The sequence below is a fragment of the Selenomonas sp. genome (genome assembly GCF_057272215.1).
In genome coordinates this window covers 45,386-72,224 of record NZ_DBHIUY010000012.1, presented here as the reverse complement: position 1 = coordinate 72,224, position 26,839 = coordinate 45,386, and the positions used below count along the sequence as shown (strand labels likewise).

Genomic DNA, 26,839 nt, shown 5'->3' with positions numbered 1-26,839 from the left:
AGACGATTGCACGCATATCGAAGTTCTCCACGGAGCGCGTGCAGGAGCTTGGCAGAATGCACAGCTTACTTTGATCCGGCAGCGTGAAGTTCGGAGCGGAGTCCTTCTTCGGCAGCAGCGGCACGGAAACTCTGCCCGAGTATACTGTCCTTTTAAGAAAGAGAATGGTTGCCAATACGAGAAAAAGTTGATACAATGAATAAGGCGATGGATGGTTTCATCTATTGCCTTATTTAAATTTTGTTTGGGGAAGAGGTCATGCTTGATGCTGACGAAGAAGCGAAGGATGTTTGATTTTCGTACGATCTTATATCTGAATATCTTGCTGATGTTCTTCTTGATCGTTTCCGGATCAGAGGCTGTGCTGCTGTGTTCCTTCGTGCTTTCTGCCGTCGTTTTGGCGGATACGGGCGCATGGCGGCGGACAGTGAAGTACAGCGTTGGTTTTGCGGCTCTCGCGGCGGTGCAGTATGCGCTTGGCATGACGCTTGCGATGGGGATGCAAAATGCCGTCGTATTCTTGGTGCAGATGGTGCTTTTCCTCACTTTGCGCGTGTATCCTTTCGTCGGACTCGGATTTGCGCTGAAGGAGGGAAAGAATATCGCGGAGATCACGACGGCGCTCGATCGACTGCATCTGCATCGAGGCGTTGTCTTGAGCATCGTCGTGATGATCCGCTATCTGCCGGCGATGGCAGCGGATTTTCGCGTCATCCTTGATGCTATGCGTTTGCGCGGCATTCCGATCTCGCTGAAGTTCGTCGCGCTCCATCCGATGAAGGCAATCGAGTACCTGATCGTGCCGATGCTGTTCCGCAGCGAGAAGATCACGGAGGAGTTCTCGGGCGCGGCTCTCGTCAAGGGCTATGCGTTCGGTACGCGGCGCACGTCGTACTTCGATGTGCGTCTGGCGGCGAAGGATGCGGCGATGCTTGCCGCTTCAACGGCTTCGCTCATTTTATGTGCGTTTGTATGAGGGAAATCGTATGATTGATCTGCAAAATGTTGGCTTTCAATATAAGGAACAGGGACGACGGAGCATCTGCGGCAACACTTGCACAATTCGTCGCGGGGAGCTCGTCGTCGTTGCAGGTGAGAGTGGCTGCGGCAAGTCGACGCTCCTGCGCTCGATCAACGGGCTTTGTCCGCACTTTTACGAGGGGGAGACGGCGGGCAAGGTGATGCTTGACGGCAAGGACTGCCGCGATATGTGTATCGGCGACATCTCTCGCATGGCGGCGACGGTGTTTCAGAATCCCGACAATCAGTTTTTTACCCTCGATGTCTTGTCCGATCTCGTGTTTTCGTGTGAGAATTTTGGTGTCGCGCCGGAAGAGATTGAGCGTCGTCTGCGTTCTGTCACGGAGATGCTGCGGCTCGACCGCTTCTTGGGGCGCAGACTTTCCGCGCTTTCGGGCGGGGAAAAGCAGCGGATCGCGATCGCTTCGGCGTTGATGCTCAAGACGGATGTTCTGCTCATGGATGAGCCATCGGCAAATCTCGATTATCCATCGATCGAGGAGCTTCACGATCTGCTTGTCTTGCTCAAGGCGCATGGCTGCACGATTGTCGTTGCCGAGCATCGTCTGTACTATCTCTGCGGCATCGCGGATCGACTGCTGCTCATGCAGGATGGCACGATTCATCGTGTGTACGAAAGGGCGGCTCTATCGGCGCTGACGAACGAAGCGCTGCATGAGGCGGGTGTGCGCGGCGTCGATCTCTTCGGCGAGACGGGCGCTGTGCAGCCGCCTGCAAAGAGGACGGCTGCGCCGCTCTTGTCGCTTGCAGAGATCTCCTTCGGCTATGCGCAGGGCAAGGATGTATTGCAGGGGCTTTCGCTGGACATCTATGCAGGCGACCGCGTCGCTCTCTTGGGGCGAAATGGCTGCGGCAAATCAACGCTCGCGAAGGTGATCTGCGGTCTTCTCAAGGAGCGTGCAGGCGAGGTTCGTGCGGCGGGTGAAGCGATCCCCAGCGGCAAACGCTACCGCGCCGTCAGCTATGTGATGCAGAATGTGGATTTTCAGCTTTTTGGTTCGAGTGTCTACAACGATCTCCTGATTGGCTCAGAAGCTGTGGTGGATATCGACGAGCGCATCCGTAAGACGCTGGCGGATTTTCGCCTCATGCCCTGGCTCGATGAGCATCCGACGCGGCTCTCGATGGGGCAGAAGCAGCGGCTCGTCATCGCCGGCGCGTGCCTCTTGGGCAAGCGCGTCGGCATCTTCGACGAGCCGACGAGCGGTCTTGACTATCGCAATATGCGAACGGTCTGCTCGCTGATCCGTGAATTTACGGGGGAGGAGCGCGCCGCTGTCATCATCACGCACGATGTGGAGTTTATCATGAACTCGTGCAATCGCGTCGTCTTGCTTGAGGACGGACGGATTGCCGAGGATTTTCCCTTGGGTGAGGGGGCGCTCAAGCGCGTGTTTACGGAGCGGCTGCGGCGTTTTGGCGAATGAATGGAAGTTTGGAGGAGAAATAAATGAACGCATGGAAAATCAGTGATTTTGTTCTGATCGGCATCTTGGCGGCGGTCTATGGCGTACTTGTCATGGGCATCGGTGCGCTCACAGTGCTGATGGCGCCGATGATGCACGCACTGAGTCCCGCCGTCATCGGTGTACTGCTCGGTACGATCGTACTTTTCGTCGTGAAGAAGATCCCGAAGTTCGGCGCACTGACGTTGTTCATCGGTATCAGCACGGCGCTCTTCGCGGGCTTTTCGGGCATGATGTATGTGCCGTTCGTCGGTACGGTAACGGCGACGGCTTTCGTCGTCGATCTCGTCGTCCATCGGCTCGGCTGCAAGACGCCGGTCTTGGCGATCGGCTATGGTTTGATTCAGAGTGCCTACGTTTTTGGCGGTGCGATCCCGCTGCTGTTCTTTTTGGAGCAGAATATGGAGAAGTGGCAGGCGGCGGGCATGGATATGCAGTTCATCGAGCGGATGGTCGCACACAGCACGGGCTGGTTCTTGCTGGCAGGCATGGCAATCGCTTTCGCGGGCGGCTTCATCGGCATTTATCTAGGCAAGCGAGTATTGAAGAAGCATTTGAAGGAGCTGGCGTAATTTTAGAATGCAAAAAGCGCTGCTGCATGGAACGGCTTTGTTCCGCGCAGCAGCGCTTTTGTGTGCTTATACGATGCGCAATTCTTTGAGGAATGCTCGACATGCCTCGTCTTCTGTGGCGAAGGTGCGGCGCATGGTGATTTGGTTGCGCTCGACGATATGGATGGCGTTGGCGGGGCTTGTGCGGATGCACAGATAGGATTCGGCGAGTGGCTCGTCGTTTGCCGTGAGGGAGTAGTGCGACTTTGGCACGTTATGCCGCTTGAGAATCGGCTCCAGATCGCGCACGGTCATCGCTGTCCACCTCCTCTAGGAACGGTTCTGCGCCGTCGAGCAGGTTTGAGATGCGGTCGGGCAGCTTGTACTGGATGCCGCCGCCCGCTTGACCGAACCACGGGGCAATTTTGCCTTTTTCGACGCCGTCGATGTTTCTGCATACGATGTAGGTATGGAAGTCGCTTTCATCGGTCGTCGTCGGCAGCGCACGCTGCTCGAAGGGCGTGCCTGCAGGCGAGACGTAGCGTCCCGTCGCTGCGCCGTAGCGCGTCAGTATGACGCTTCCTGCACGCAGGGTGATCGTGGCGATGTGCCCGACGGCGCCGTCATTGGCGGGATAGATAGGGCGCCCGTTGTCTGCATAGAAGCGCGAGGCGCCCTCTTTGCCGATGGTGTAGGGGAGCGACTGCTCTGCGGCAAGTTCAGCGAGAAACGCATCGCTCGGTGCAAGGAAGTTCCGGCGCATTTGCTCATGCTCGGACGGCTCTTCCGTGTTGGCAGGAGTGCGTGGTTGTGCAGCTTTTCTGCGTTTTTCGGCGACGAGATGAATCGCGTGGATGGTGAGGCTGCGCTCGGGTGTAACGTAGAAGGCGAGCTTGCCGTCTGTTCCTGCATAGATATACGCGCAGGTCGGCGGCGCTCTGTGATCGACGAGGGGGGCGGGCAGTGTGCCGTAGGCAGCTTCGAGGTCAGCGCGGCTGCTGCCGATGTGGATGGCGCGTGCAGTCGTGATGCCGGTGTCTGCGTCGTCGCTTTGCGTATCGTACAGGTCGTCGCTTGGCGCGCCGATCATCACGTCATAGACGCGGTCCTCCGCCAGATCGAAGCGAACGTGCAGGGTATTGCCGTAGTCACAGGTGCGAAGCGGAATGACTGCGCCGTTTAAGAACCCCTGAGCCCCGTCTCGGATGCGTACGGGCGCTCCGTAGATGCGCTCGACATCGGCAGCTGTATCGCCGAGATGAATGCCGCCGAGCGTCAGATCATCCGCGTCAAGCTCTGCTGCAGAAGCGCAGATGGGAAGAAGAAACAGGCAGAGGAGCAGCAGTGCGATGGATTTAGTTTTCATAAGACACCTCTCTGTCGTTGTGAAGAAATATGGAAAATTTTTAAAAAGCGCTTCCTTTACGCGCCATCAATGAGCGGCAAAGTGCAGGCAGGCGATCTTGTCGTTGCAGTTGTTGTTCCACCACGGAATCACGGAGAGAGCGCCAAACAAGCCCCAGCGACGGCGGAATCCTTCGTAGAAAGTTTGCTCCTTGAGGAAGGTGATGGCGGGATGGAGTTTTTCGATTTCCTTGCCGCTCTTTACGCCCCATTGGAAAGGGGCTTTTTTTGTGTCTACGGAGTCGTGGCGTTTTTGCTGACCGATGATGAAGGGCGGCATGATCTCGATGAGCATGGATGCGTCGGCGAAGGATTCGGCGAGCATGGAAAAGAGTCGGCGCATTTCTTCTTCCGTGAAGTACATGGCGGCGCCTTCCAGAAGGATGAGGACGGGGCGGCCTGTATGTTCGACTTTTTGAACCCAGTCGGAGTCGAAAACAGAAGCAGCGATTTCGTGTACGCGCGGATTTTCTTCTGCGAGCAGGTTTTGTCGCAAGCTCATGACGTCGGGCAAATCGAGGTTGTACCAGTCGATTCGCTCGTTGTCTACGCGATAAAAACGAGTGTCAAGACCGCAGGCGAGATTGATGCAGACTGCATCGGGGTGCTTTTCGATGAATGATCTCGTTTCATGGTCGAGAATGTAACTGCGTACGGCGACCCCTGTCTGTGAGTGCTTGGCACGGGCGAATTTGGCGAAGTCGTAGTCGATCTGCTCGACGAGCTGCACCGCGAATTCGTCTTGAATCAGCCCATTCGCGCGCTTCGTTTCCACTGCCCGCGCCCACAGCGGAATGAGCAAGGTTTCCGCAACCCCGCTGAGTTTTGTTTTCATGTCAGAATCCTCCTTGAAAGATGATTGATATAAAATCTCAATATCTGTAAAAATCTTATGCCGTTTATTCAGCTGTGTCAAGGGGAAATGAATGTGAATGGGCAGTGAGAGCAAAAAAGAGCTGCCGTGACAGACAGCTCTATTCTCTCTATGGAGCGGGCAATGGGAGTCGAACCCACCTCTAAAGCTTGGGAAGCTTTCATTCTACCGATGAACTATGCCCGCAAACACTACGAGATTTATTGTACCATGAAAATCCAAGAAGTCAAGCCCAAAGGGCGCAGACTGATTGGCTATTTCATGTAAGGGCGGCGCACTTTTGTCCACAAAGTGGACGTTTGTGCGTATAGCTATGGGTTACGTCTGTGCTGCAGTGCCGCTGCTGTTGAAGCCTGCGGTGGGGGAGGGCAACGGCTTGATGACGATGTCGAGGCGGTCGCCGTTTTTGATGGGGTCGGTGAAGACGACGGGGCGGCGGTTGACGAAGATGGAGACGCTGACGCGGCTCGTGGCGGGCGGCGGCTCGAAGCCGACGGCGAGCAGGGCTTCGTTGACAGTCGTGGCTTTCTTTTCGGAGAGTTTGTAGTAGACGATGCTGCCGTCCTCAAGATAGGTGCCGGGCGACGCCTTGTGGCCGTTGACTTCAAGTTCCAGGGATGCGGAAGGGATCTCGTACTCCTGATCGTTGTAGGTGATGGTGATGGCGGCCTGCAGGCGCGAGATGTCGAGGACGTCGCTGAGTTTTGGCTCGGCGGTCATCTGATATTCGATGCGGTCGCCTTCGTGGATTGGCGCGGAAATCGTCGCAGGTTCGTCGTTTAGCAGGATCTCGGGTGATACGACGTACTGTGCATGGTTGTCGTTCAGCGTGTAGTGGATCTTGCGGCCTGTCGGCGGGTAGCCGGCGGCTTTTAGGGCTTCGCCCAAGGTGCGCGGCTCTTTGCTCTCGACAACGTCGTTGTCGGCGAGCAGGCGGTCGGGTTTGGCGACTTCGCCGTTGACGTAGGCGGCTTGGTGGATGCGTGTTTCTTTGCCGTTGATCTCAAGCGGGAATTCCGGCTCGACTTGCAGGACGTCGGCGAGGCGCACTTCGGGTGTCTCGCCGTTCTTGCCGTGCGCGACGGTGATGCGGCAGCCGGCTTTGACGAGGGTGTCGAGCGTCGTGTCTTCGCCGTCGAGCTTCAAGATCGCCATAGAGGGAAGCGAGCCGGGGAAGAATTTCTTCTCGCCGTTGACTGTGACCATGAGGCCGAGTCCGGGGCGGCCGTTGTATTTTTTGAGTTGGATGCCGGCATTTAAGAGTGCGTCGGAAACCGTGAGATCACGGAAGTTGAAGAGGTTGATTTCCTGCTCGTTGACGTAGACGGAGAGGAAGTGCAGCAGGTTGATCGAGGCGATCTTCAAGATGCCCAGGGGCGTGACGGCATCGGGGCGCTGCAGTTCTGCCGGGATGCTCTCGACGCCGATGACGGTCTCGGGGTGACGTACGGCGACGCGGTTTTCGGGCACGGAGAGCGCCTTTGATACGAGCGCGGGCAGCCCTGGGGTCTGCGAGCCGCCGCCGACGAGCATGACGGCCTGCGGCGAGTCGCCGTTGAGTTCGAGGACTTGGCGTGCGATGGAGTCAGCGAGGTTCTGGATATTCGGCATGATGGGGCCGATGACGTCAGAGGGACCGAGGACGTATTCTGTGCCGAGGATGTCGGTGAATTTCGACTCGCGTCCGGCGGCGGAGTTGCGCTTGACGTCTTCCGCTACGTTGAAGTCGAGGAGGTATCGTTGACTGATGGCTTCGGTGATTTCGTCGCCTGCCAAGGGAACCATGCCGTAGGCGATGATCGAGCCGTTTTTCGTGATGGCGACGTCGGATGTGCCTGCGCCGATGTCGACGAGTACGAGGTTCAAGTGGCGCATTGTCGGTGGAATGAGGACGTTGATGGCGGCGATTGGCTCTAAGGTCAGCGCACGCATCTCAAGTCCGACGTCCCGCAGGGCGGATTGCATGGAGTCGATGACCTGGCGGGGCAGGAAGGTCGCGATGACGGTCGCTTTGGCGGTTTTGCCGCGCTGACCGACGAGACTTTTCAGCGGGATGTCGTCGAGCGTGTATTGGATTGTGCTGTAGCCGACGCAGTAGTAGCGGCCGGGATCTTCGATGTCTTTCGAGCCGGCGAGTTTCGCCTGTGCCGCTTGTACGCCCGAGAAATCGAGGGCGCGCTGCTGCTCGTCGGTGATGACGCCGTTGATCTCGACGGATGCTTCCGCGGTCATGGTGTAGAGGGCGCGTCCGGCGGCGGCGACGGACGCGGACTTCAATGGTCCTGTCGTCTTTTCCAGTTCGCGTTTGACTTCGCGGATGAGGTCGGCGACTTGCGGCACGTCGTGGATCTGACCGTCGAGCATGGCGCGTGTCTTGTGCTCGCGGCGCACGGTCGCTAAGATGCGCATCTGGTCGTTTTCGAGCTTTTCGGCGACGATGCCGATGATGCTGCGCGTGCCGATGTCGAGCGCGAAGATCGGCTCGCCGTGCGGCTTTTGCTTCAAAGGTTCGGCGGTTGTTTTTGCAGATGCGTCTTTTTTCGCAGCGGTGCGTTTCGTTGGTTTTTTGACGGCAGTTTTTGCGCTTTTCGCACGTGTCGTCTTGGCGGCTGTCTTTGTGCCAGATTTTCGACCGCGCTTCTTAGGGGTGGGACTTGACGCGGCGGCTGCCGCTTCGTCCGGCGATTCTTTTGCATCCTGCGCGGCTGCAAGTGGGGCTTGCTCTTTTGTGGTTTCTTCGCCGCCCGGCAGGCTGGCTTCGGTAGGCGCAGCTTCGGAAATGACTGCTTCTGCAGCGAGAACTTCCGACTTTTCTGCTTTTGCCGAGGTCTTTCTTGTTCTAGGCATCGAATGGCTCCTTTGCTTGCTGTTCTCTTCCTTTTCCGCAGGGTGCAGGAATTTTTGCGAACGCTTTTCCTGCGGATTCTATGAGAATTTTCATCGCGGAAATGGGATTATCGAAGTTTTATAGAAGGTTAATTCTTTTATTTCGCGAATAATATAGAGGAATCCTGTTTCTGACAGGAATTTTTCTATAAATTTTTAGCATGAAGCCCCAAGAGGTCAAGCCGAAGGCGCGGATCGATTGGCCAGGCTTCTGTAAGGGCGGCGCACAATGTCCACAAAGTGGACGTTTGTGCGTGTAGTTTGCATGGGGATCATGGATGAAAGTCCATCTGCTGGACGCTGCATGTATCCGTGGCTCCCATAGGAAGAAGGGATCCTTATGACAGGCAATCGAGAGGTCATCACCGGAAGCGATTTCAAGCGTATGCTGAGCGGCGCTTACGGCGAGTTCCTTCTGGAATACGAGGGCATTGACGCACTCTCAAGAAAGAAGATGGGGGAGCGTACGACTTTGCCGGGTACACATGTGCTGCGCACGATGGGAGCGGCGGTCATGCCGCTTGTCGACGCGAAGGACGAGAGCATCGGCGGACTTTCACGGCGTGTGGCGAGCGCGGCGGTGCTTGGGGCGCGCGGGACGGCTGGCGTCGTGCTCGCACAGCTTCTGCGCGGCATCGCAAAGGGACTGTCGGGCAAAGTGGACGCGACGTCGTCGGAGTTCGGCAAGGCGTTTCAGTACGGTATCCTCTATGCGCAGCGCGTGCTGCCGCCGACGGTGGAAACGGTGCTTGTCGCCGCCGCCAAGGCGGTCGCGAAGGGGGCGTATCATGCTGTGCGAGCGAATTTGCCGATCTCGGAGATCTTGCAGACGGCGATCTGCGAGGGGCAAAAGGCTCTGGCAGAGGAAAAGCGCGAGGAGCCGGGGGCGCTCGTCATGCAGACGTTTTTGGAGGGCTGTATGAAGGGGCTTGACGGCAACTTCGTGTCGCCTGCCGTGAGCCTTTCGCTCGGCATGGGAAAAGATCGGCTCTCGATTCCGGATCCGCGCCGCGATCTTGTGCGTCCGTACTGCGTGACGTTTCGCATCGTGGGCAGCAAGGTGCGCGCACACGATGTCGAGCGACGTTTGCAGGATGAGTGCCGCTTCGTCGCTGTCGAAGCCGATGAGCGCTCTTTGCTCGTCCATGTGCATACGGATCATCCGGGCGCTGTCCTTGAGCAGGCGATCGGCTGGGGCAGGCTGCAGTCGTTTCGTGTGACGGATATGGCGGAGGCGCATTCGCTGACGGCGGATTATGCGTCGCTGCTGCCCGTTGCGCTGCTTGCCGTCGCGTCCGATGCGGCGCGCGGGCTGCGTTTGACGGAGCTTGGGGCGAATGTCATTGTGCATGGCAGCCGCGAGGAATGCCCGTCGGTCGCCGAGCTTCTGCACGCGGCGCACAGTGATCTCGCACGCACCTATGTGCTTGTCGCCGCCGATGCGTCGATGGAGCTTGTGCTGCGGCAGGCGAAGCGCATCCTTGGCGAGCGCGTCGAACTTGTGCTTGCGAGAGACGAAGCCGAGCAAGACAGAGCGGTCGCTCTTTATGAAAAAAAACGCACCGCCAAGGAAAACGCCAAGGCGATGCGCAAGCTGCTGGAAGAAAGCGTGTCTACTTGAGGACGGCAAAGAGCTTCATCAGTGCATAGGTCATGCCGCCCGCGATCAAAGGACCGACGGCGACGCCCTTGAAGAAGCAGACGCCGATGATCGTGCCGATGATGAGTGCAGCGACGATATGCGGATCGTTCTTCAGGAGTTCGACGCCGCCGCCGCCTGCCGCTGCCGCGAGCACGCCGCAGAGGATGGCGGCGATGCCCAAGGGGCTTTTGAAGGCGTCGATCATGTTTGATATGGTCACATCACCCGTCGCAATCGGTACGAGAATGGCGACCAGAAGAATCACGATGCCCCAGTTCAGCCCGTTGGCGGCGAGGATGTTGAGCATCGACGTCAGTCCGAGGAGCTTTAGGATGAGCACGATGATGACGGCATAAGCGACGGTCGTATTGTGCCCGGCGATGCCGAGCGCAAGGATCACGAACAGCATGAGATATTCGGAATACATTAGGAAGCACCTTCTTTTTTGCAGAGGGGAATTTGCGGGGAAATGCCGTGCGGCGGCATTCTCTTAGGAAACGCTGAATGTATCAGTGCTTCTTATAGTATAGCGGAAAAATGAAGATAAGGAAAGGTGATCAAGCGTGTCAACGAATTACAGCGTAGCCATTCAGTATAAAAAGGAGCTGGGCTACATCGAGTATGATGCGAAAGAAAGGACGGCTACGGTCGTCTTAGATGATGCAAAGGGGCGCCGCGCGGTCGAAGCGTATCTCGGTGAAAAGCATGAGATCGGCGTGCCGCACGAAACGCTGCGCGACTTCAGCAAGGAGATTATTGATCCTGTTGCCGATGTTGAGAGTTTCAAGACGGCTCTGACGCGCCTTTGGGAAGCGACGGACGTCCATGTCGATTGGAGCCGTCCCGTCGAGTATGTGAAGGAACATCGCAGATATTAAGAACGTAAGGAAAATTTTTCCACGGGGCGCGTCTGCGCCCTTTTTTATTGCCTGCGTACAATTATTGTATTATAATTAAAGCGTATGATCGGCAAGGCTTCTAAAATCCTGTGCGGAGGAAAGGGTTTTTCGGTTTCTCCGGTCAAGACAGTTTTAGGGAACGGGCGTCTTTTTTTTGCCGTTTTCGTGGGATTTTGGGAGGAATTTTTATGGAAATGTTTCTGGGCTTCCTTGTCATGCTCGGCTGTTTGCTTTTCGGTGTGCATCACGGCGGCATCGGGCTTGCGGTCATCAGCGGCATCGGGCTTGCCGTCTATACCTTCGTCTTTGGCTATCAGCCGGGCGTGCCGCCGATCTCCGTCATGCTGACGATTCTTGCAGTCGTCACCTGCGCAGGTTTTTTGCAGACATCGGGCGGTCTTACGGTCATGCTCAAGTATGCGGAAAAGCTTTTGCGAAACAATCCGAAGCAGGTCACGATCTTCGCGCCTGTCACGACGTGGCTCTTGACCGTGCTCTGCGGTACGGGGCATGTCGTCTACACGATGTTTCCCATCATTTATGATGTGGCGATCAAGCAGGGCATCCGCCCCGAGCGCCCTATGGCGGTCTCTTCCGTCGCGGCGCAGATGGGGATATGCGGCTCGCCTGTTTCTGTCGCGGTCGTTTCCATCATCGCATTTATGGCGCAGGCGGGGCATCACGTCTCGGTGCTGCAGGTGCTCGGCGTGACGATTCCGGCGACCTTGACGGGCGTCGTCTGCGCTGCGCTTTGGAGCTATCGGCGCGGCAAGGATCTGGACAAGGATGAGGCGTTTCAAGCGTTCATCAGGGAACCGAAAAACAAGGAGTACGTCTACGGCGAGTCGGAAAGCCTGCAGGGGCAGGAGCTGCCGCGCCCATACTATCATGCGATGTTCATTTTCTTTATCGGCATTCTTGTCATAGCGGTTCTCGGCAACGATCCGGCGCTCTTGCCGCATTTTCCCGACAAGATGGGCGAGATGAAGGCGATCGACATGACGGAAGTCATTCAGATGATCATGCTCTTGATCGCTGCCGCTATCTTGCTTTTCTGCAAGGTGAAGGCGAAGGATGTCGGCAACAGCCAAGTGTTCCGCTCGGGTATGGTCGCGCTGCTCTCCGTCTACGGCGTCGCTTGGATGGCGAATACATATTTCAGCGCACACATGGCGATCCTCAAGGATTTTCTCGGTGCGACAGTGCAGGCGTACCCGTGGGCGTATGCGATCATTGCGTTCTTCACGTCAAAGCTCGTGAACTCGCAGGCGGCGGCGATCGCCATCGTCGTTCCTATGGCGCTTAATGTCGGCGTTGATCCCGTGCTCATCATGTCGTTCATCTCTGCCTGCTACGGCTACTTCTTCCTGCCGACATATCCGTCGGATCTCGCGTGCATCGGCTTTGACCGCTCGGGTACAACGCACATCGGCAAATATTTGCTCAATCACAGTTTTATGATTCCGGGGCTTATCGGCGTCATTTCCGGCTGCTGCGTGGGCTATGTGGTCGCACATTTGATCTTTTGAAAAAGGAAAGTGCCCGTACGATACCGAAAGAACGGTGTCGTGCGGGCGCTTTTTACGTTTCCTTCATTCGTGCATGGCGCTTGACGTAGTTCATATAGAGGTTCGTTTCGCGCACGATGACGCCGGACAGGAGCAGGAGCGCGATGAGGTTCGGGATCGCCATGAGACCGTTGACGATGTCGGCGAGGATCCAGATGGCTTCGAGTTTCAAGAAAGCGCCCGAGGCGACGAGCGCGATGAAGATGAGCCGATATGGCAGCACGCCTTTGCGCTCGAAAAGGTAGATGATTGCGCGCTCGCCGTAGTAGTTCCAGCCGAGGATCGTCGTGAACGCGAAGAGTACGAGCGCGATCGTCAGGAGGTGGCTGCCGATCACGCCGTAGCTGGCGGCGAAAGCGGCGCTCGTCATGGCTGCGCCCGCCGCATCGCCCGACCATGCGCCCGTCAAGACGAGGGCGAGCCCTGTCATCGTGCAGATGATGATCGTGTCGATGAATGTGCCGGTCATGGAGATCAGCCCCTGCTCCGCCGGACGCTTCGTCTTGGAAGCGGCGGATGCGATGGGCGCGGATCCAAGCCCCGATTCGTTCGAGAATACGCCGCGCGCGATGCCGTTCTGCATCGCCATCATGACAGTCGAGCCGGCGAAGCCGCCGACGGCAGCCTCGCCTGTGAACGCGCTCTGTAAGATGAGGGCGACGGCGTGCGGCAGGGCGTCGATGTTCATGACGATGAGGATGAGGGAGAGCGCGATGTAGGTCAGAGCCATGAAGGGCACGATGGCAGCGGCGACGCGTGCGATACTCTTGAGACCGCCGAGTGTGATGGCGGCGATGAGCGCTGTGATGGCGAGATCCGTCGCCCAGCGCGGCACGCCGAACGAGATCTCGACGCTGTCGACGATGGCGTTGACCTGCGGGAAGGTGCCGATGCCGAAGAAGGCGACGAGTACGCAGGCGCAGGCGAAGAAGATCGCCATAGGACGCCACGCGCGTCCGAGCCCTCTTTCGATGTAGAACATCGGACCGCCCGCGATGTCGCCGTGGCTGTCCGTCGTGCGGTATTTGATGGCGAGCAGTCCTTCGGCGTACTTCGTCGCCATGCCGAAGAACGCCGCCATCCACATCCAGAAGATCGCGCCGGGACCGCCCGCCTTGACTGCCGTCGCGACGCCGACGATGTTTCCCGTGCCGACGGTCGCGGCGAGCGCGACGCACAGAGCCTTGAAGCTCGACACGTCGCCTTCGCCGCGGTTCTTTGCACGGAAGATGAGCGAGAGCGCGAGCGGCAGCTGCACGACCTGCAGGAGCCGCAGACGCACGGTCAGGATGATGCCTGTACCCACGAGAAGGATGATGAGCGGCGGTCCCCAGAGTACGGAATCGATGGAATTGAGCAGCGGAATCAGATGGTCCATAAATACGTCCCCTCTCCATTGTCAAAGGACAATAGTGCATATAAATAACGAACCTTATGTTATCATAAATTGCGTTGATTTGTAAAGGCATGGGAAGAAAAAATCCCCTGCGACAGGCGTTTTGTTTCGCAGGGGATTTTTGTCCGAGGAAGCGCCGAAGAACCTCGTGCCAAGTTAGCCGATCGTGCCGTGCTGCTCTCTCCCGCGCACCTCTCGCGGCTGGTTCTTTTCGTCTGCTATGACGACGATAGGCGTGTGGGCGCGCGCTTCTTCTTCGGTCATCATGGCGTATGACATGATGATGACGATGTCGCCGGGCTGTACGCAGCGTGCGGCGGCGCCGTTCAGGCATACGACACCGGAGCCGCGTGCGCCTTTGATCACATACGTTTCGAGGCGTGCGCCGTTGTTGTTGTCTACGACCTGCACGCGCTCATGCGGCAAGATGTGCGCTGCCTCCATGAGCGCTTCGTCGATGGTGATGCTGCCCATGTAGGCGAGATTTGCTTCCGTGACGGTTGCACAGTGAATTTTGGATTTCATCAAGTTCAGCAGCATGGTTCTTCCCCCAGGATGATGTTGTCGATGAGGCGCGTCTTGCCGATGTATACGGCGACGGCGAGGAGCGCAGGCGCATGGATTCGTTCAATTTCTTCCAGATCCGGAAAGGAGTAAAGTTCGACGTAGTCGATCTTTGCCAGCGGTTCTTTGGAAAGTTCGACGGCAGTGATTTCTTTGAGTACCTTTGCGCGTTTTTCGCCCGTTTCGTAGACGTCGTGGGCTTCTTGCAGGCTCTTTGAGAGGACGAGGGCGGCGGTGCGCTCGTCGGGCGACAGGTAGGCGTTGCGCGAGCTGAGCGCAAGTCCCGATGCTTCGCGTACGATGGGCGCCATGATGATCTCGGTCGCGACGCCGAGGTCGGCGATCATTCGGCGCAGGACGGCTACTTGCTGCGCGTCCTTTTGCCCGAAGAACGCTTTGTCTGCGCCCGAGAGCAAGAGGAGCTTCAATACGACGGTCGCCACGCCGCGAAAGTGTCCGGGACGCTTCGCGCCGCAGAGTTTCGCCGTGAGTGCGCCCGTGACTTCGACGCAGGTCGCGTAGCCGGCAGGGTACATCGCCTCGGGCGCGGGATGAAAGACGGCGTCGACGCCTGCGGCTTCGAGTTTCGCCGCGTCGGCTTCGAAGGTGCGCGGGTAGGCGGCGAAGTCCTCGTTCGGACCAAACTGCATGGGATTGACGAATACGGAGACGATGACGCGATCCGCGCTTTTTCGCGCTGCTTCGACGAGTGAGAGGTGCCCCGCGTGGAGCGCACCCATCGTCGGCACGAGCGCGATCGTTTCGCCTGTGCGTTTGACGCTTTTTGCGTAGTCTTGGAGTGCCTTCGGTGTGGTCAAGATGTTCATGAGATTGCCTCCTAGGGTTTATCTGAGGGAAATGTCGGCGGAAAGCGCATTGTCGTCTGCGTCGCGCCGCGTGAACCAGTTCGCCGCAAGCGAGCCGGAGATGTTGTGCCAGACGCTGAAGAGAGCGGCGGGGATTGCGGCGGCGGGGCTGAAATAGAGGAGCGCGAGAGACGCCGCCATGCCCGAGTTCTGCATACCGACCTCGATGCCGACGGTGCGCCGTTTCGAAGCGGACATGCCGAGACGTGCGGCGAGCGCATAGCCGAGCGCAAGCCCGCAGCCGTTGTGCAGGATGACGGCGAGGGCGACGAGCGGTCCGATTTCGGTGAGACGCGGTGCGCTCATCGAGACGACGACGCCGACCAAGAGCGCGACGAGCAGGGCGGAGATGAGCGGCAGCACGGTCAGTACACGCTCGACGCGCCGCCGGAAGAAGTGGTTGACCGCCGCGCCCAAGAGGACGGGCAGAAGCACCATCTCGGCGATGGAGAGCATCATCGAAGGTGCATGGACGGTGATCTCTTCGCCTGCCAAGAGGAGCGTCAGAAATGGTGTGACGAAGGGGGCGAGGAGCGTCGTCGCCGTCGTCATGGCGACCGAGAGCGTCACGTCGCCCTTTGCGAGGTAGGTGACGACGTTCGATGCCGTGCCGCCGGGGCAGGCGCCGACGAGGATGACGCCGATGGCGAGGTCGGGCGGCAGAGCGAGCACTTGGGTGAGCAGATAAGCGATGAGCGGCATGATCGTGAACTGCGCGAGTGCGCCGACGCCCACTTCCCACGGATGACGCGCCAGATGGCGGAAGTCTTTCAGCTCGATCGTCATGCCCATGCCGAACATGACCAGTCCCAAGAGGAGCGGCACCTGCGGCGCGATCCAAGACAGCGCCGCGGGAAAGACAGCGCCCGCCGCGCCGACGAGGACGACGAGCCAGACCATGTTCTTGACGATGAAACGACCAATGTTTTGCAAGAGGATTCCTCCCATCAAAAAAGCCTTCCTGCCGACAAGACAGAAAGGCTGAAAAATATGCAAAACAGCTGCGGCTATGCGCCGTATGCGCTGTAATCTTATGCGAGTCCTTGCTGTCTCAGTCCCGAGGGATCTAAGCAGATGTGTATTCATTTGCGGCAGGAGAAAAGCAGGACGTGCCTGCACGGCAAAGGGCGGCGAAGTACGATTCCTTGCGGATATCATCTTCGCTGACCATAAGATAGCATAGTGTGTGGGAAAATGCAAGAGATGAAAAATGGCATCACTCGTCGTTTATGTCGTTCAATGTTCGCTGCAAATCCGGCATATCCTCGGAAATGATCTCCCAAATCAGACGGAGATTTACGCCCTCGTAGTCGTGGACGATGCGATTGCGCAACCCATAGATTTGCGCCCAAGGCACCTGCGGATACTGCTTTTTGAAGTTGTCGTTCAATTTTGCGGTCAGTTCACCAATTTGGCTGAGATTGAAGACGCAAGCCTCCAGCAGCATGTCGTTCGCCTGAAATTCCTCGTAGGAAGTATCTTGGCAGTATTTGCACACTTTGCTTGCGTAACGAAGCATTTTATCGACAATGATTTTATCGCGCATAAATTTCAATCCCTGTCTGCCGAATTTCTTCGGCGATTCGTGACTGCGGCTCAATATGGGTGATGTCCAAGACGTCCATGTCTTTATCATCCAGAGCCTGACGCAATTCATCCACAAAGCCTATGAATTTCAGACCGCGCAGGTTGCTGCTTACGAGCAAATCCACATCGCTGTCCTTGGTGGCGGTTCCTTTTCCGTAAGAGCCGAAAAGAATGGCTTGCCGGATTTTGTGGCTGTCGAAAATCGGCTGAAGTCTTCGTTTGATTTCGTCAGAGGTAAAAATCATTTCGGGCATGTGTCATTCCTCCCTCGACATAGGCTCCCATCTTTCCTTACGTTCTATGTTACCTATGCAAGAGGGCTTGTGTCAAGCGGCTTCTCGGCGAAGAAATTCGCGCGTCTTTCATCTAGGCGACTTTTAAGGAAGGATTTCCCCGCTGTTTGCAGAATAAGGCATAAGGGAAAATTCACCGAAGTCATGCATTTCGTAGGGACAGTGATTCCATAGGCATGTTTGTAAGAAGGGGGAACCGCTATGTTTTTGAAAAAAATCATGAGCACGGCGCTTTGTGCCGCGCTTTTTGTGACGCAGGTCGGCGTTGTCCGTGCAGCGGAGGAAACGGTGCAGGGAAAGCTCTCTGCCGTCGAGCAGGAGACGTGGGGCGGCGAGCAGACAGGTGCGCTTCTCGACCGCATCAATCGGCTCGAAAAGGATTATCTCGGTGCGCACAATAACGGCGCGATGCTTGAGCGCGTCAATATCGTCTACGATGATATCTTCGACAACTCGATGGGGCCGGGGCTTTTGACGCAGCTCAATGCCATCGAATGGGGACTTATGCATGAGGTCAGCCCGAAGTCTGTCGACAAGCGTGTGACGGAGATGGAAATGCTGGTTGCAGGAAAGACGAGTGCGGGCACGTACAAGAAGCGCATACAGGATCTCGGCACGGCGGCGTTCGGCGGTTACAGTGTGCCGCTGGAGCAAGTGACGGTGCCGAAGAATACGCTGATTCGCATCGCCTTGACGCAGGCAGTCAATGCAAAGACGATCAAGGCAGGTGATACCATTCACTATAAGGTGGCAGAGGACGTCGTGGTGGGCGGTATGCTCGTCTTTGCCAAGGGGCAGCCGGGCGAGGGCACGGTGAAGAAGGTCGATCAGGCGCGCAATTTTGGCCGTGACGCGCGGATTGACACCGATTTCCATACGACGAAAGCGATGGACGGCACCGATGTCAAGACCTTCGTCGGCGAGGAGTCGAAGCAGGAGATGAAGAGTTACGCTATGGCTGCGGGTGCGAGCGTCGCGGGTATGCTGCTCTTGGGTCCGATCGGTATCATCGGCGGCGCTTTCGTCAAGGGCAAGAACATCGAGTTGCCCGAGGGGACGGAGCTTTTCATCCAAACGCACGATGATACTGTTCTCTACGCGATACCGACGACGGAAAGGTGAGAGGAAGTTTCATGAAGATGATGGTTCGGCGTTTTTCCGCTCGAAAAGGCGCTCTCTTGGCCGCAGTTTTTGCGGCGTCCTGTCTGCCCTCGGCGGCGTTCGCAGAGTATCGCTCGTCGAGCGATACAGCAGCGGACGTCCTTGACTACATCGAGAACGAGCGACGCGCTGAGCGGGAAAATCGTCTTTCCGAGGCGCAGGAAACGCTCCTGAAGGATACGGCGGCGATGCAGTCCGAGCTGCGTCAGCCTATGGAGGACCACTTGACTCCTTTGCCGACGGCGTTTGAGGGGGATGAGCTGTTTTACGATCAGGTGACGGGCGAATTTTTCGCTCGCGGCAGTGTAAAGATCACGAGGATCGACAACCGCCGCATCCTATCGGAAGAGATCAAGGGCAACGCTCGCACACAAGATGTCGTCGTCGAAAACGAGGCGCATCTTCTGCAGGTGACGCCCGGCATGGTGCGCGCCGATGTTCGCGGCTGGAAGCTCTCGTACAACTATGGCGTCGGCATCGGTAAGGTTGAGGATGCGGAGGGAAAGGTTGGACATCAGTATATCTCGGGCAAGAAGATCGAGATATTCCCCGATCATGTCGTCGTCCATGAGGGACGTGCGACGAAATGCCATGCGAAGACGCCCGATTACAGTGTGAGCGCCAAGCGCATTGAGATCTATCCGAACGACAAGATGGTATTTTACGACTGTGATCTATGGCTGAAAAAGGTGCGCGTTGGTCATCGTGACAGGTATACGGCGGATCTGCGTCCCGGACATGAGGATGCGCCGCCTTTTCCGACGGTGGGGTATACGAAAGCCGACGGCGTCATCGTCAGTCAGGATTTCACGCTTCCCGTGGCAAAGCAGATCGACTTTATCCCGACGCTGCAGGTGACGTCGAAGGACGGTTGGAAGGGTAAGGCAGAACTTCGCGCAAGCGGCGACTACGGGACGCTGCACTTCCAATACGGCTATTGGCAGGACAGCGACGACAACTGGATTCGTCGTGCGCCGAGCTTGCATTATACTTTCGGGCATCACTTCAAGGATGCGCCGATCGGCTGGGGCGTCGAGGCGGAGCGCGGGCGCTGGTATAACCACGGGATTAAGAGTACGCATACGTATTGGAAGGTCAATGTTTACCACGATCCGATTCCGTTGGGGAGAGGCGCTTCGCTGACCTTGGCGACGGATTACTCGGTGACGACGGAATCGTACAATCAATCGCGAATTGCAGGACTCAGCTGGTCGGCGACCCTCTTGAAGAAGTTTGACGATCGTTTGACCGTCTATGGCAAGTACAGCTATTCGCAGGTATACACAGGCAATGCTCTCTTTGCTTATAATGTAGCGGATTACAACCGTGCGCTCTACACGGGATTCAGCTATCGGCTGACGGAGCGTGACCGTGTCGTCTGCGGTACGGCGTACGATATTGATCGGCGCACGCTGAATGATGTCGACTACTATTGGTATCACGATATGCACTGCGTACAGCTCGTTACGCGCTATCGTGTGAAGCGCGACAGTTGGAGCATCCGGCTGAACTTCACGCCGTGGTGATCCGCGCGAAAAAGGAGCGGGGAATGGTATCAAAAACGAATGGTTCGGCAGCGAAGATGAATGAATTGGTATCAGCAGTGAGATGTATGAAAGGGACGCGCGTTATTGTCTTTGGCGATATGGTCGCGGATATTTACCTCGACGGACGTATCTCGCGCATATCGCGGGAAGCGCCCGTACTTGTTTTAGAGGAGATGGGCGAGCGCGTCGTCGCGGGAGGCGCGGCAAATGTTGCACACAATGCGGCGACTTTGGGCGGCGCGGTGTGCGCTTTCGGCATCTTGGGCGAGGATGCGGGCGGTGCGGGGATTGCCTCGGTGCTCTCTCGTGCGGGCGTCGATACGGCGGGACTTCTGGCGACTTCTGAACGACCGACGATTTCCAAGACGCGCGTCATCGCGGGCGGCAGGGCGACGGTCAGTCAGCAGATTGTGCGCATCGACAAGGAGAGCCGTGAGCCGCTTTCCTCTGCGCTTGCAGAGGCGTTGGAAGTGCGTCTCCTGCAGGCGCTTGCGCATGTCGATGCCGTCATCTTGAGCGACTACGGCTCGGGCACGGTCACGCAGGGGATTCGCGAGCGGCTGCTCGCTGTCTGCCGCGAGCGCGGCGTTCCGACAATCGTCGATTCGCGCTACGGCGTGCGCTCCTTCTCGGGCATCGACTATGTGAAGCAGAATGATGCCGAACTTGCCGCCGCTTTTGAACGGCGTCTCGATACGGAGGACGCAATCGAAGAGGCGGCGCGTGCGCTCATCACCGAAATCGGCGCGAAGGGGGCGCTGATCACGCGCGGCGAGAAGGGCATGATGCTCTTTCTTGCCGACGGCGCAAGGCATGAGATCCCTGTGTCGGACAAGAGCGAGGTTTACGATGTCTCGGGCGCGGGCGATACGTGTGTCGCGGCGTTTATTCTTGCACTCGCGGGCGGTGCGAATCCTTTGGCGGCGGCACAGCTTTCAAACATCGCTTCGGGCGTCGCCGTGCGAAAATTCGGTACGGCGACCGTCAGCGCGGCAGAGCTTAAGGCAGCGTTGATGAAATGAAAACTGTTCGGGCAGGTAGAGGAGCTTTCAGGCAGAATTTGTCGAAAAGGAGATTCTCATGCTGATACCAAACGAAAAGATCGAGGACTTTTGCGCTACCCTGCGCGCAGCAGGGCAGCGCATCGTCTTTACGAACGGCTGCTTCGACATCCTGCACGCAGGGCATGTGCGCTATCTGACGCAGGCGCGCTCTCTGGGCGATTGTCTCGTGCTCGGGCTCAATACCGATGCGTCCGTGCGCCGTTTGAAGGGAGAGACGCGCCCTGTCAACCGCGAGCTCGACCGTGCAGAGGTCGTGGGTGCGCTCGCCGCTGTCGATTACGTCGTGCTCTTTGATGAACCGACGGCGGAAGCTCTGGTCGAGAAGGTGCGTCCCGCTGTCTACGCTAAGGGCGGCGACTACACGCGAGAGACGCTGCCCGAAGCGAAGATCGTCGAAAGGTATGGCGGCGAGGTGCATTTCATCGGTCTCGTGCCCGGTCGCTCGACGACAAAGATCATCGAAAGAATCAACCGAAAATAAGGAAGAGGAGGGGGAGCATCATGGACAACATCTTGGTTGTCAAACTCAGCGCCATCGGCGATGTCATTCATGCGCTCCCCGTGTCCTATGCGATTAAGGAGACGTATCCCAAAGCGCATCTGACGTGGGTTGTCGAGCCGACAGCCTACGATATTCTTACGGGCAATCCTTACATTGACGACATTATTCTTTTTGAAAAGAAGCGCTTTCGTACCGTGCGCGGCTTCCTTGAAGAGTTCCGCCCTTTTCGCCATGAGCTTCGCGCACGCAAATACGATGCAGCGCTCGACCTGCAGGGACTATTCAAATCCGCCGTCATCGTTGCGCAGTCGGGAGCGAAACTGCGTCTCGGCACGGCGAACATGCGCGAAGGCTCTGCCTATGTGAGCCGTCCCGTCCAAGGGGCGCACGCCGCAGGTCACATCGTCGAGCGATACCTCGATGTCGCGCGCGCCCTTGGCTGCCGCGTTGACGAGGTGCGCTTCCCCGTTGCCGTCTCCCCTGCAGAAGCTGCTTCGGCAGATGCGCTGCTTGCCGCCGAGGGCGTGCGTGAGGATAGCCGATTCGTCGTCCTCGCCATCGGCGCGAATTGGCCGAACAAGCGCTGGCCGATGAAATACTTCGCTGTGCTTGCTGACTGGCTTTATGGCGAAAAATTTACGCCTGTGCTCGTCGGCGGCGGCCGCCTCGACGAAAGTCTCGTGCGCGACATCGAAGCGCTCGCCGAAGTGCCGCCGGTCAACCTCGTCGGGCGCACGAGCCTCAAGGAGCTAGCGCACATCTTCACACGCGCCGCGCTCGTTCTCGGCGGTGACACCGGACCTGTCCACCTCGCCGCCGGTTTTGGCGCCAAGACCATCATGCTCATGGGGCCGACCGACGCCAACCGCAACGGTCCCTACGGACAGCAGCAAAATGCCGTGGAGATCCCACGCACCTGCAAAGCCTGCTGGAAGAGAGCATGTCCCAAGGGACTTGACTGCCTCGCGATCCTCTCCGTCGAGGAAGTCAAGGAAAAGATTCGGGACGTTTTGGCACAGTGAAGGTAGTAGATGCGTGCCACTTTTTTGCTTTTCAGCAATCACTATAAGGAATCATTTATGCGCCAAAAAGATTACGACAACATCCTCGTCATCAACCTCATGCACATCGGCGACCTCATGCTTGTGACGCCCGTCCTCAGGACGCTTCGGACGAACTTTCCGAAGGCTCGCATCACGCTTCTCGCAGACAAGAAGCTCGCCGATCTTGTGATCTATAACAAGCATATCGACGGCTGTCTTTTGCTCGACAAGAAGGGAGCGGATAATCATCCGCTCGCTTTTTTGCGCTTTATCCGCCGTGTTCGTCGCGAGCATTTCGACCTCGTCATCAATCTGCACCGCAACGAACGCGCCTCAGCGCTTGCGGCCTTCTCGGGTGCAGGGCGCATCGTCGGCTATGCAAAGCCCCTCTTTTCCGCCTTCTTCAACAAGGTCATGGAAAACAAGAAAGCGGTCAAGCACCAGATCCATTCCCACTTCGACGTGCTGCAAGAAGCCGTCGGCATCGAGCGCATCGACGATGCTGGCTTGGAGATGTGGCTGCCCGAAGGTGCGGAAGAAAGCGCGGCAAAGCTCTGGCAGGACGCCTTTCCTGCGGGAGCGAAGGTCGTCGCCTTGAACATCGGCGCGAGTTGGAAGACGAAGCGCTGGATCGACGAGTATTTTGCGCAAACCGCTGACCATTTTCTGGAAAAAGGTTACGGCATCGCCTTCTTCGGCGGTCCGATGGACGAAGAACTCGTCCGCGCCTGCCGCGCCAAGATGCGCCACGGCGATCATGCGATGCTGCAGACCTTCACGGGACGCGTCACGCTCGCCGAGCTTGCGGCGCTCCTCAAGAAATGTGCGCTCTTCATCACGACGGATTCCGGCCCCATGCACGTCGGCGTCGCGATGAACGTGCCCATCGTCACGATGTTCGGCGCAAGTCCCGTGCCGGGGTTTTACCCCTACGACGCCAAGGACATCCTACTCAAGACGCCCGAGGCCTGCCATCCGTGCGGCAAGCACGAATGTCCGAGAGAGGGGGCAGAAAATATGGCGTGCATGAAGAACATCCCTGTCAAGGAAGTACTGCGCTATGCGGAGGAGCTTCTGCGGCAATATGAAAACAAGGTCGGCAATATCCCTGCGCATGATGGACAATATCGCTGCAAGGTTGTAGAATTATAAGAGAAGTTATCTCGTTGGAAGGGAGCTTTCTATGGACATCGAAAAAATGCTCGCCCTCGTCGAAGAGCGTCTTTCGCGCTGCAAGATCCTCGTCACGGGCGACGTCATGCTCGACAAATATTACTACGGCGAAGTCACGCGAATTTCGCCCGAAGCGCCCGTGCCGATCAACCACATCATGCGCCAGAAAGAAACGCTCGGCGGCGCGGCGAATGTTGCGCACAACCTCGCGCTTCTCGGCTGCGACACGCTTCTCGCGGGCTTTGTCGGCGAGGACTACCATTGCCGCTCCTTGAAGGAAAAGCTCGTGGAAAACGGCATTGACCATGCGGGACTCGTGCCGACGAACCGCCCGACGACGACGAAGATGCGCATCATCGGCGGACATCAGCAGATGATGCGGCTCGACTTTGAGAGCACCGAGCCGCTTGAGAAGATCTACATCGATAAATTCCTCGCCTTCGTGCGCTGCAAGCTCGCCGAAAGCATCGACGCCATCGTCGTTTCCGACTATGCGAAGGGAACGTGCAGCGAAGTCACGACGACGGCGATCATCGAAGCGGCGCACGCGCACGGCGTTCCCGTCATCATCGATCCCAAAGGCGCGAACTGGACGAAGTACCGCGGCGCCGACTACATCACACCGAACGTCAAAGAAATCAACGAAATTCTCATCGATCCCATCAAGAACACCGATGCCGAAGTGGTCAAGGCCGCGCACTACATCACGCGCAAGTACCGCATCAAAAATGTGCTCGCGACGCGTTCGGAAAGCGGTGTGACACTCGTGCGTGAGGGTGAAGAAGTGCATATCCCGACGCGTGCACAGGAAGTCTTCGACGTATCGGGTGCGGGCGATACGGTTATCGCCGTCCTCGCCGCAGGGCTTTCCGGCGGACTCAAGGGAGCGGACGCCGCTTTCCTCGCCAATCTCGCCGCAAGTGTCGTCGTGCGTAAACTCGGCACCTATGCCGTGAGCCGCGAGGAGTTGAAGGAAGCGCTGAGGGAAATGCCGCGCGAAGAGGCATAAGTTTGGCAGGCGCGTTCCGTATGCGCCTCACAGGAAAAGAGAGAGGGGATCTTCATGATCATCGTCACAGGCGGCGCCGGATTCATCGGCAGCAATATCATCAAGGAGCTCAACCGCAAGGGCAGGAATGACATCCTCATCGTCGATGACCTCAAGGATGGGGAAAACTACAAGAACCTGCGCGGACTGCACTTCATCGACTATCGTCATAAGGACGATTTCTTAGAGAGCATCGAGAATGACGAATTCGGCGGCAGCGACATCGACGCCGTCTTTCACGAGGGCGCGTGCTCCGATACGATGGAGTACGATGTCAACTACATGATGAAGACCAACTACGAATACTCGAAGACGCTGCTGCATTTCTGCCTGCTGCACCGCGTGCCGTTTCTCTATGCTTCGTCCGCCTCGACCTATGGCGCAGGCCGCCACGGCTTCACTGAAGGCGACGCGGCAGAGGACGCGCTGAATCCCTACGCTTACAGCAAGCTCGCCTTCGACCGCTATGTGCGTCAGGTCATGCGCGAGAGCCGCAGCCCGATCGTTGGTCTGCGCTACTTCAACGTATTCGGTCCGCAGGAGCAGCACAAGGGTAAGATGGCGTCGATCTTCTATCAGATCTACCGCCAGCTCAAGGAAACGGGCGAAGCGCGTCTGTTTCGCGGTACGGACGGCTTCGACGACGGCGAGCAGCGCCGCGACTTCATTTACGTCAAGGATGTCGTCAAAGTCAACTTCTGGTTCTGGGAAAACAAGGGACCGTCCGGCATCTACAACTGCGGCACGGGCAAGGCGCACACATACAACGAAGCCGCCGACGCCGTCATCGCTGCCTTGGGAAAAGGGCATATCGGCTACCGCGACTTCCCCGAAGTCCTCAAAGGCAAATATCAGAGCTTTACTGAAGCCGATCCGAAGCAGCTCCTAAAGGCGGGCTACGACGGAGGCTTCCAAGACTTCCGCGCCGCCGTCAAGGAATACGTCGATTTCCTTGAGGATGGAGGATACTTCCGCTATGCCGAGTAAGGGCGTCCCCGCTGTATTCTTCGACCGCGACGGCACGCTGAACGTCGATATTCATTACCTGCATCGTCCCGAAGACTTCCTCTGGACACCCGATGCTCCCGCCGCCATCCGCCGCCTCAACGAGCGCGGCATCCTCACCGTCGTCGTCACCAATCAATCCGGCGTGGCGCGTGGTTACTATCCCGAAGAAGATGTTCGCCGACTGCACGACTGGATGAACGAAGAACTGAAAAAAGAGGGCGCGCACATAGACGCCCTCTTCTATTGCCCCCATCATATTGATGGCAAGATTCCCGAGTACACGAAAGCCTGCAGTTGCCGCAAGCCCGCCACAGGCATGATCGACGCCGCCTGTGCGAAGTACCATATTGATCGAACGCGAGCCGTCCTCATCGGCGACAGCGAAAGCGATATGGAATGCGCGAGAAGGGCAGGTGTGCGGGGCGTGCGGTATGAGGGCGGGAGTTTGTTGGATGTGGTGGAGCGGAGGTTGAGGTGGCTGGAGTAAAAAAGAACGCTTGTGGCTGTTCAACCGACTCTATAGATGTAGCGATGGTATTTTGCGACGACAAGGTGGGCAAGCCATTTTTTCTGTCGATGATGGCATTGAATGATACAACTTGCAGCATTATGAAGATACGAATGTTGTTTTTCCGACGTATTTGAAAGTCAAGCGAGAGATCGTTCGTGCGTTTAGTACGCGAAGAGGGCGTGCTGTGAACAATGAATTTGTTAAAACGTATCTGCTTGCACCGACAAAGCATATTTTGGAAAGTTTCAATCCCGATATTATCATTTGCTGGCAGACGCTTGCCAGCAAGATTTTTCTCTGTGACATGGAAACGAGGATTCCTGTGATCACTATGTCTCATGGTGATCCGGAAGGTATCTTTCGTACGTCTCCGCAGATGGGCTTCCAGTGATTGGTTATAGGAGTTGTGTCGCTGCGAATGAGCTGATACAAGACGGCGTCAATGGATTTCTGGGTGTTGCAGATCTGTTTCTTTTTTGGCTACTTTGGTTCTCCTATGAAGTTTTTTTCTGGAGAAGGACAAGGAGCGTTACGGCATTGATATTCTTGTCGGTTCTTTTGGGAATTTTTACGCAGGGGTTGACTGAGTATAACGTGGGGAATTCTGCCGTAATGAAGTTGTATTGGATGCTTCTTGGGCTATGTTTGCAATGGATGCGACTGGAAAAAGCATTGCCGTAAGAGATGATTTGAGGGTTTGGAAAGAGGCAGACCGATCGGGTATGTGACTGAAGAACCGCGATTA

General features: G+C 57.2%; 28 protein-coding genes and 1 tRNA gene. 16 read left to right on the top strand and 13 right to left on the bottom strand.

Translation table 11 applies throughout. The features are described from left to right. The coding region (locus ACO5Z0_RS10615) for a hypothetical protein (protein ID WP_485650279.1) at positions 1-196 on the bottom strand (196 nt) is incomplete at its 3' end. A 69-nt stretch (positions 197-265) separates the two neighbouring features. Between ACO5Z0_RS10615 and ACO5Z0_RS10610 the strand changes: the two genes are divergently transcribed. The 3 genes from ACO5Z0_RS10610 to ACO5Z0_RS10600 are packed head-to-tail and all read left to right on the top strand — an operon-like array spanning position 266 to position 3,079. Continuing rightward, positions 266-976, top strand: a complete 711-nt coding sequence (locus ACO5Z0_RS10610) for an energy-coupling factor transporter transmembrane component T (protein WP_485650278.1) — start codon at positions 266-268, stop codon at positions 974-976. A gap of 10 nt (positions 977-986) precedes the next feature. Beyond that, positions 987-2,468 carry an ABC transporter ATP-binding protein gene (locus ACO5Z0_RS10605; RefSeq protein ID WP_485650277.1) on the top strand — a complete coding sequence of 494 codons (1,482 nt, stop codon included), beginning with the start codon at positions 987-989 and terminating at the stop codon, positions 2,466-2,468. Between the two features lie 23 nt (positions 2,469-2,491). Next, positions 2,492-3,079, top strand: coding sequence for an MptD family putative ECF transporter S component (locus tag ACO5Z0_RS10600; RefSeq protein WP_485650276.1), 588 nt, complete (start codon positions 2,492-2,494; stop codon positions 3,077-3,079). 66 nt (positions 3,080-3,145) lie between these two features. Here the strand turns inward: ACO5Z0_RS10600 and ACO5Z0_RS10595 are convergent, their stop codons facing one another. The 5 genes from ACO5Z0_RS10595 to ACO5Z0_RS10575 all read right to left on the bottom strand — a co-directional run bounded on the left by ACO5Z0_RS10595 (position 3,146) and on the right by ACO5Z0_RS10575 (position 8,183). After that, the gene (locus tag ACO5Z0_RS10595) at positions 3,146-3,373 is read right to left on the bottom strand and encodes a hypothetical protein (protein ID WP_442673216.1); all 228 of its coding nucleotides are present in this window, start codon (positions 3,371-3,373) and stop codon (positions 3,146-3,148) included. Then, positions 3,333-4,424 (bottom strand): TNT domain-containing protein, encoded by a 1,092-nt coding sequence (locus tag ACO5Z0_RS10590; protein ID WP_485650275.1) that lies wholly within the window; start codon positions 4,422-4,424, stop codon positions 3,333-3,335. The genes ACO5Z0_RS10595 and ACO5Z0_RS10590 overlap by 41 nt, the downstream gene beginning before the upstream one ends. 66 nt (positions 4,425-4,490) lie before the next feature. Continuing rightward, entirely contained in the window at positions 4,491-5,297 is an 807-nt protein-coding gene (locus ACO5Z0_RS10585; RefSeq protein WP_485650274.1) for a class I SAM-dependent methyltransferase, read from the bottom strand. Positions 5,298-5,448: 151 nt separating this feature from the next. Beyond that, positions 5,449-5,522 (bottom strand) — tRNA-Gly (locus ACO5Z0_RS10580). A 132-nt stretch (positions 5,523-5,654) separates the two neighbouring features. Further along, positions 5,655-8,183, bottom strand: a complete 2,529-nt coding sequence (locus ACO5Z0_RS10575; RefSeq protein ID WP_485650273.1) for a cell division protein FtsA — start codon at positions 8,181-8,183, stop codon at positions 5,655-5,657. 379 nt (positions 8,184-8,562) lie between these two features. Here ACO5Z0_RS10575 and ACO5Z0_RS10570 point away from each other — a divergent pair, with 379 nt between their 5' ends. Next, the gene (locus ACO5Z0_RS10570) at positions 8,563-9,843 is read left to right on the top strand and encodes a DAK2 domain-containing protein (protein ID WP_485650272.1); all 1,281 of its coding nucleotides are present in this window, start codon (positions 8,563-8,565) and stop codon (positions 9,841-9,843) included. Here ACO5Z0_RS10570 and ACO5Z0_RS10565 read toward each other — a convergent pair. Next, positions 9,836-10,291 (bottom strand): DUF441 domain-containing protein, encoded by a 456-nt coding sequence (locus tag ACO5Z0_RS10565; RefSeq protein ID WP_442672535.1) that lies wholly within the window; start codon positions 10,289-10,291, stop codon positions 9,836-9,838. The two genes, ACO5Z0_RS10570 and ACO5Z0_RS10565, sit on opposite strands and share 8 nt — an antisense overlap. 136 nt (positions 10,292-10,427) lie before the next feature. Here ACO5Z0_RS10565 and ACO5Z0_RS10560 point away from each other — a divergent pair, with 136 nt between their 5' ends. Together ACO5Z0_RS10560 and ACO5Z0_RS10555 are read left to right on the top strand one after the other, a co-directional pair. After that, complete coding sequence (locus ACO5Z0_RS10560; protein ID WP_485650271.1) at positions 10,428-10,742, top strand: hypothetical protein; 315 nt, start codon at positions 10,428-10,430, stop codon at positions 10,740-10,742. 209 nt (positions 10,743-10,951) lie between these two features. After that, positions 10,952-12,292, top strand: a complete 1,341-nt coding sequence (locus ACO5Z0_RS10555; RefSeq protein ID WP_485650270.1) for an anaerobic C4-dicarboxylate transporter — start codon at positions 10,952-10,954, stop codon at positions 12,290-12,292. Between the two features lie 52 nt (positions 12,293-12,344). Here the strand turns inward: ACO5Z0_RS10555 and ACO5Z0_RS10550 are convergent, their stop codons facing one another. The 6 genes from ACO5Z0_RS10550 to ACO5Z0_RS10525 form a co-directional block, all read right to left on the bottom strand. After that, a complete protein-coding gene (locus tag ACO5Z0_RS10550; protein WP_442672533.1) occupies positions 12,345-13,709 on the bottom strand; it encodes an alanine/glycine:cation symporter family protein in 1,365 nt (454 codons plus the stop codon). 174 nt (positions 13,710-13,883) lie between these two features. Continuing rightward, positions 13,884-14,267 carry an aspartate 1-decarboxylase gene (panD, locus tag ACO5Z0_RS10545; RefSeq protein ID WP_485650269.1) on the bottom strand — a complete coding sequence of 128 codons (384 nt, stop codon included), beginning with the start codon at positions 14,265-14,267 and terminating at the stop codon, positions 13,884-13,886. Then, entirely contained in the window at positions 14,258-15,118 is an 861-nt protein-coding gene (panC, locus tag ACO5Z0_RS10540) for a pantoate--beta-alanine ligase (protein ID WP_442672531.1), read from the bottom strand. Before panC ends, panD begins: the two co-directional genes overlap by 10 nt. Positions 15,119-15,136: 18 nt before the next feature. Continuing rightward, positions 15,137-16,105, bottom strand: coding sequence for a bile acid:sodium symporter family protein (locus ACO5Z0_RS10535; protein WP_485650281.1), 969 nt, complete (start codon positions 16,103-16,105; stop codon positions 15,137-15,139). A 268-nt stretch (positions 16,106-16,373) separates the two neighbouring features. Next, positions 16,374-16,703, bottom strand: a complete 330-nt coding sequence (locus ACO5Z0_RS10530; RefSeq protein WP_442676403.1) for a HepT-like ribonuclease domain-containing protein — start codon at positions 16,701-16,703, stop codon at positions 16,374-16,376. Beyond that, complete coding sequence (locus ACO5Z0_RS10525; RefSeq protein WP_442672529.1) at positions 16,693-16,998, bottom strand: nucleotidyltransferase family protein; 306 nt, start codon at positions 16,996-16,998, stop codon at positions 16,693-16,695. The genes ACO5Z0_RS10530 and ACO5Z0_RS10525 overlap by 11 nt, the downstream gene beginning before the upstream one ends. A 240-nt stretch (positions 16,999-17,238) precedes the next feature. Here ACO5Z0_RS10525 and ACO5Z0_RS10520 point away from each other — a divergent pair, with 240 nt between their 5' ends. The 10 genes from ACO5Z0_RS10520 (at position 17,239) to ACO5Z0_RS10475 (ending at position 26,485) form a co-directional block, all read left to right on the top strand. Next, positions 17,239-18,159: a hypothetical protein gene (locus ACO5Z0_RS10520; RefSeq protein WP_442672528.1), complete on the top strand. Its 921-nt coding sequence runs from the start codon at positions 17,239-17,241 to the stop codon at positions 18,157-18,159. An 11-nt stretch (positions 18,160-18,170) separates the two neighbouring features. After that, positions 18,171-19,724 (top strand): LPS-assembly protein LptD, encoded by a 1,554-nt coding sequence (locus tag ACO5Z0_RS10515; protein WP_485650268.1) that lies wholly within the window; start codon positions 18,171-18,173, stop codon positions 19,722-19,724. Positions 19,725-19,810: 86 nt separating this feature from the next. Beyond that, complete coding sequence (locus ACO5Z0_RS10510) at positions 19,811-20,767, top strand: bifunctional heptose 7-phosphate kinase/heptose 1-phosphate adenyltransferase (protein ID WP_485650267.1); 957 nt, start codon at positions 19,811-19,813, stop codon at positions 20,765-20,767. Between the two features lie 58 nt (positions 20,768-20,825). Further along, the gene (gene rfaE2, locus ACO5Z0_RS10505; RefSeq protein WP_442672525.1) at positions 20,826-21,290 is read left to right on the top strand and encodes a D-glycero-beta-D-manno-heptose 1-phosphate adenylyltransferase; all 465 of its coding nucleotides are present in this window, start codon (positions 20,826-20,828) and stop codon (positions 21,288-21,290) included. A gap of 20 nt (positions 21,291-21,310) precedes the next feature. After that, positions 21,311-22,333, top strand: coding sequence for a glycosyltransferase family 9 protein (locus ACO5Z0_RS10500; RefSeq protein WP_485650266.1), 1,023 nt, complete (start codon positions 21,311-21,313; stop codon positions 22,331-22,333). A 57-nt stretch (positions 22,334-22,390) separates the two neighbouring features. Beyond that, entirely contained in the window at positions 22,391-23,506 is a 1,116-nt protein-coding gene (locus ACO5Z0_RS10495; RefSeq protein ID WP_485650265.1) for a glycosyltransferase family 9 protein, read from the top strand. A 31-nt stretch (positions 23,507-23,537) separates the two neighbouring features. Then, a complete protein-coding gene (gene rfaE1 / locus ACO5Z0_RS10490) occupies positions 23,538-24,536 on the top strand; it encodes a D-glycero-beta-D-manno-heptose-7-phosphate kinase (RefSeq protein WP_485650264.1) in 999 nt (332 codons plus the stop codon). Between the two features lie 54 nt (positions 24,537-24,590). Further along, positions 24,591-25,562, top strand: a complete 972-nt coding sequence (rfaD, locus tag ACO5Z0_RS10485) for an ADP-glyceromanno-heptose 6-epimerase (protein ID WP_485650263.1) — start codon at positions 24,591-24,593, stop codon at positions 25,560-25,562. After that, on the top strand, positions 25,552-26,070 hold the full coding sequence (locus ACO5Z0_RS10480) for a D-glycero-alpha-D-manno-heptose-1,7-bisphosphate 7-phosphatase (protein ID WP_485650262.1): 519 nt from the start codon (positions 25,552-25,554) through the stop codon (positions 26,068-26,070). Before rfaD ends, ACO5Z0_RS10480 begins: the two co-directional genes overlap by 11 nt. 208 nt (positions 26,071-26,278) lie before the next feature. Continuing rightward, positions 26,279-26,485: a hypothetical protein gene (locus tag ACO5Z0_RS10475; protein ID WP_485650261.1), complete on the top strand. Its 207-nt coding sequence runs from the start codon at positions 26,279-26,281 to the stop codon at positions 26,483-26,485. Positions 26,486-26,839: the final 354 nt, after the last annotated feature.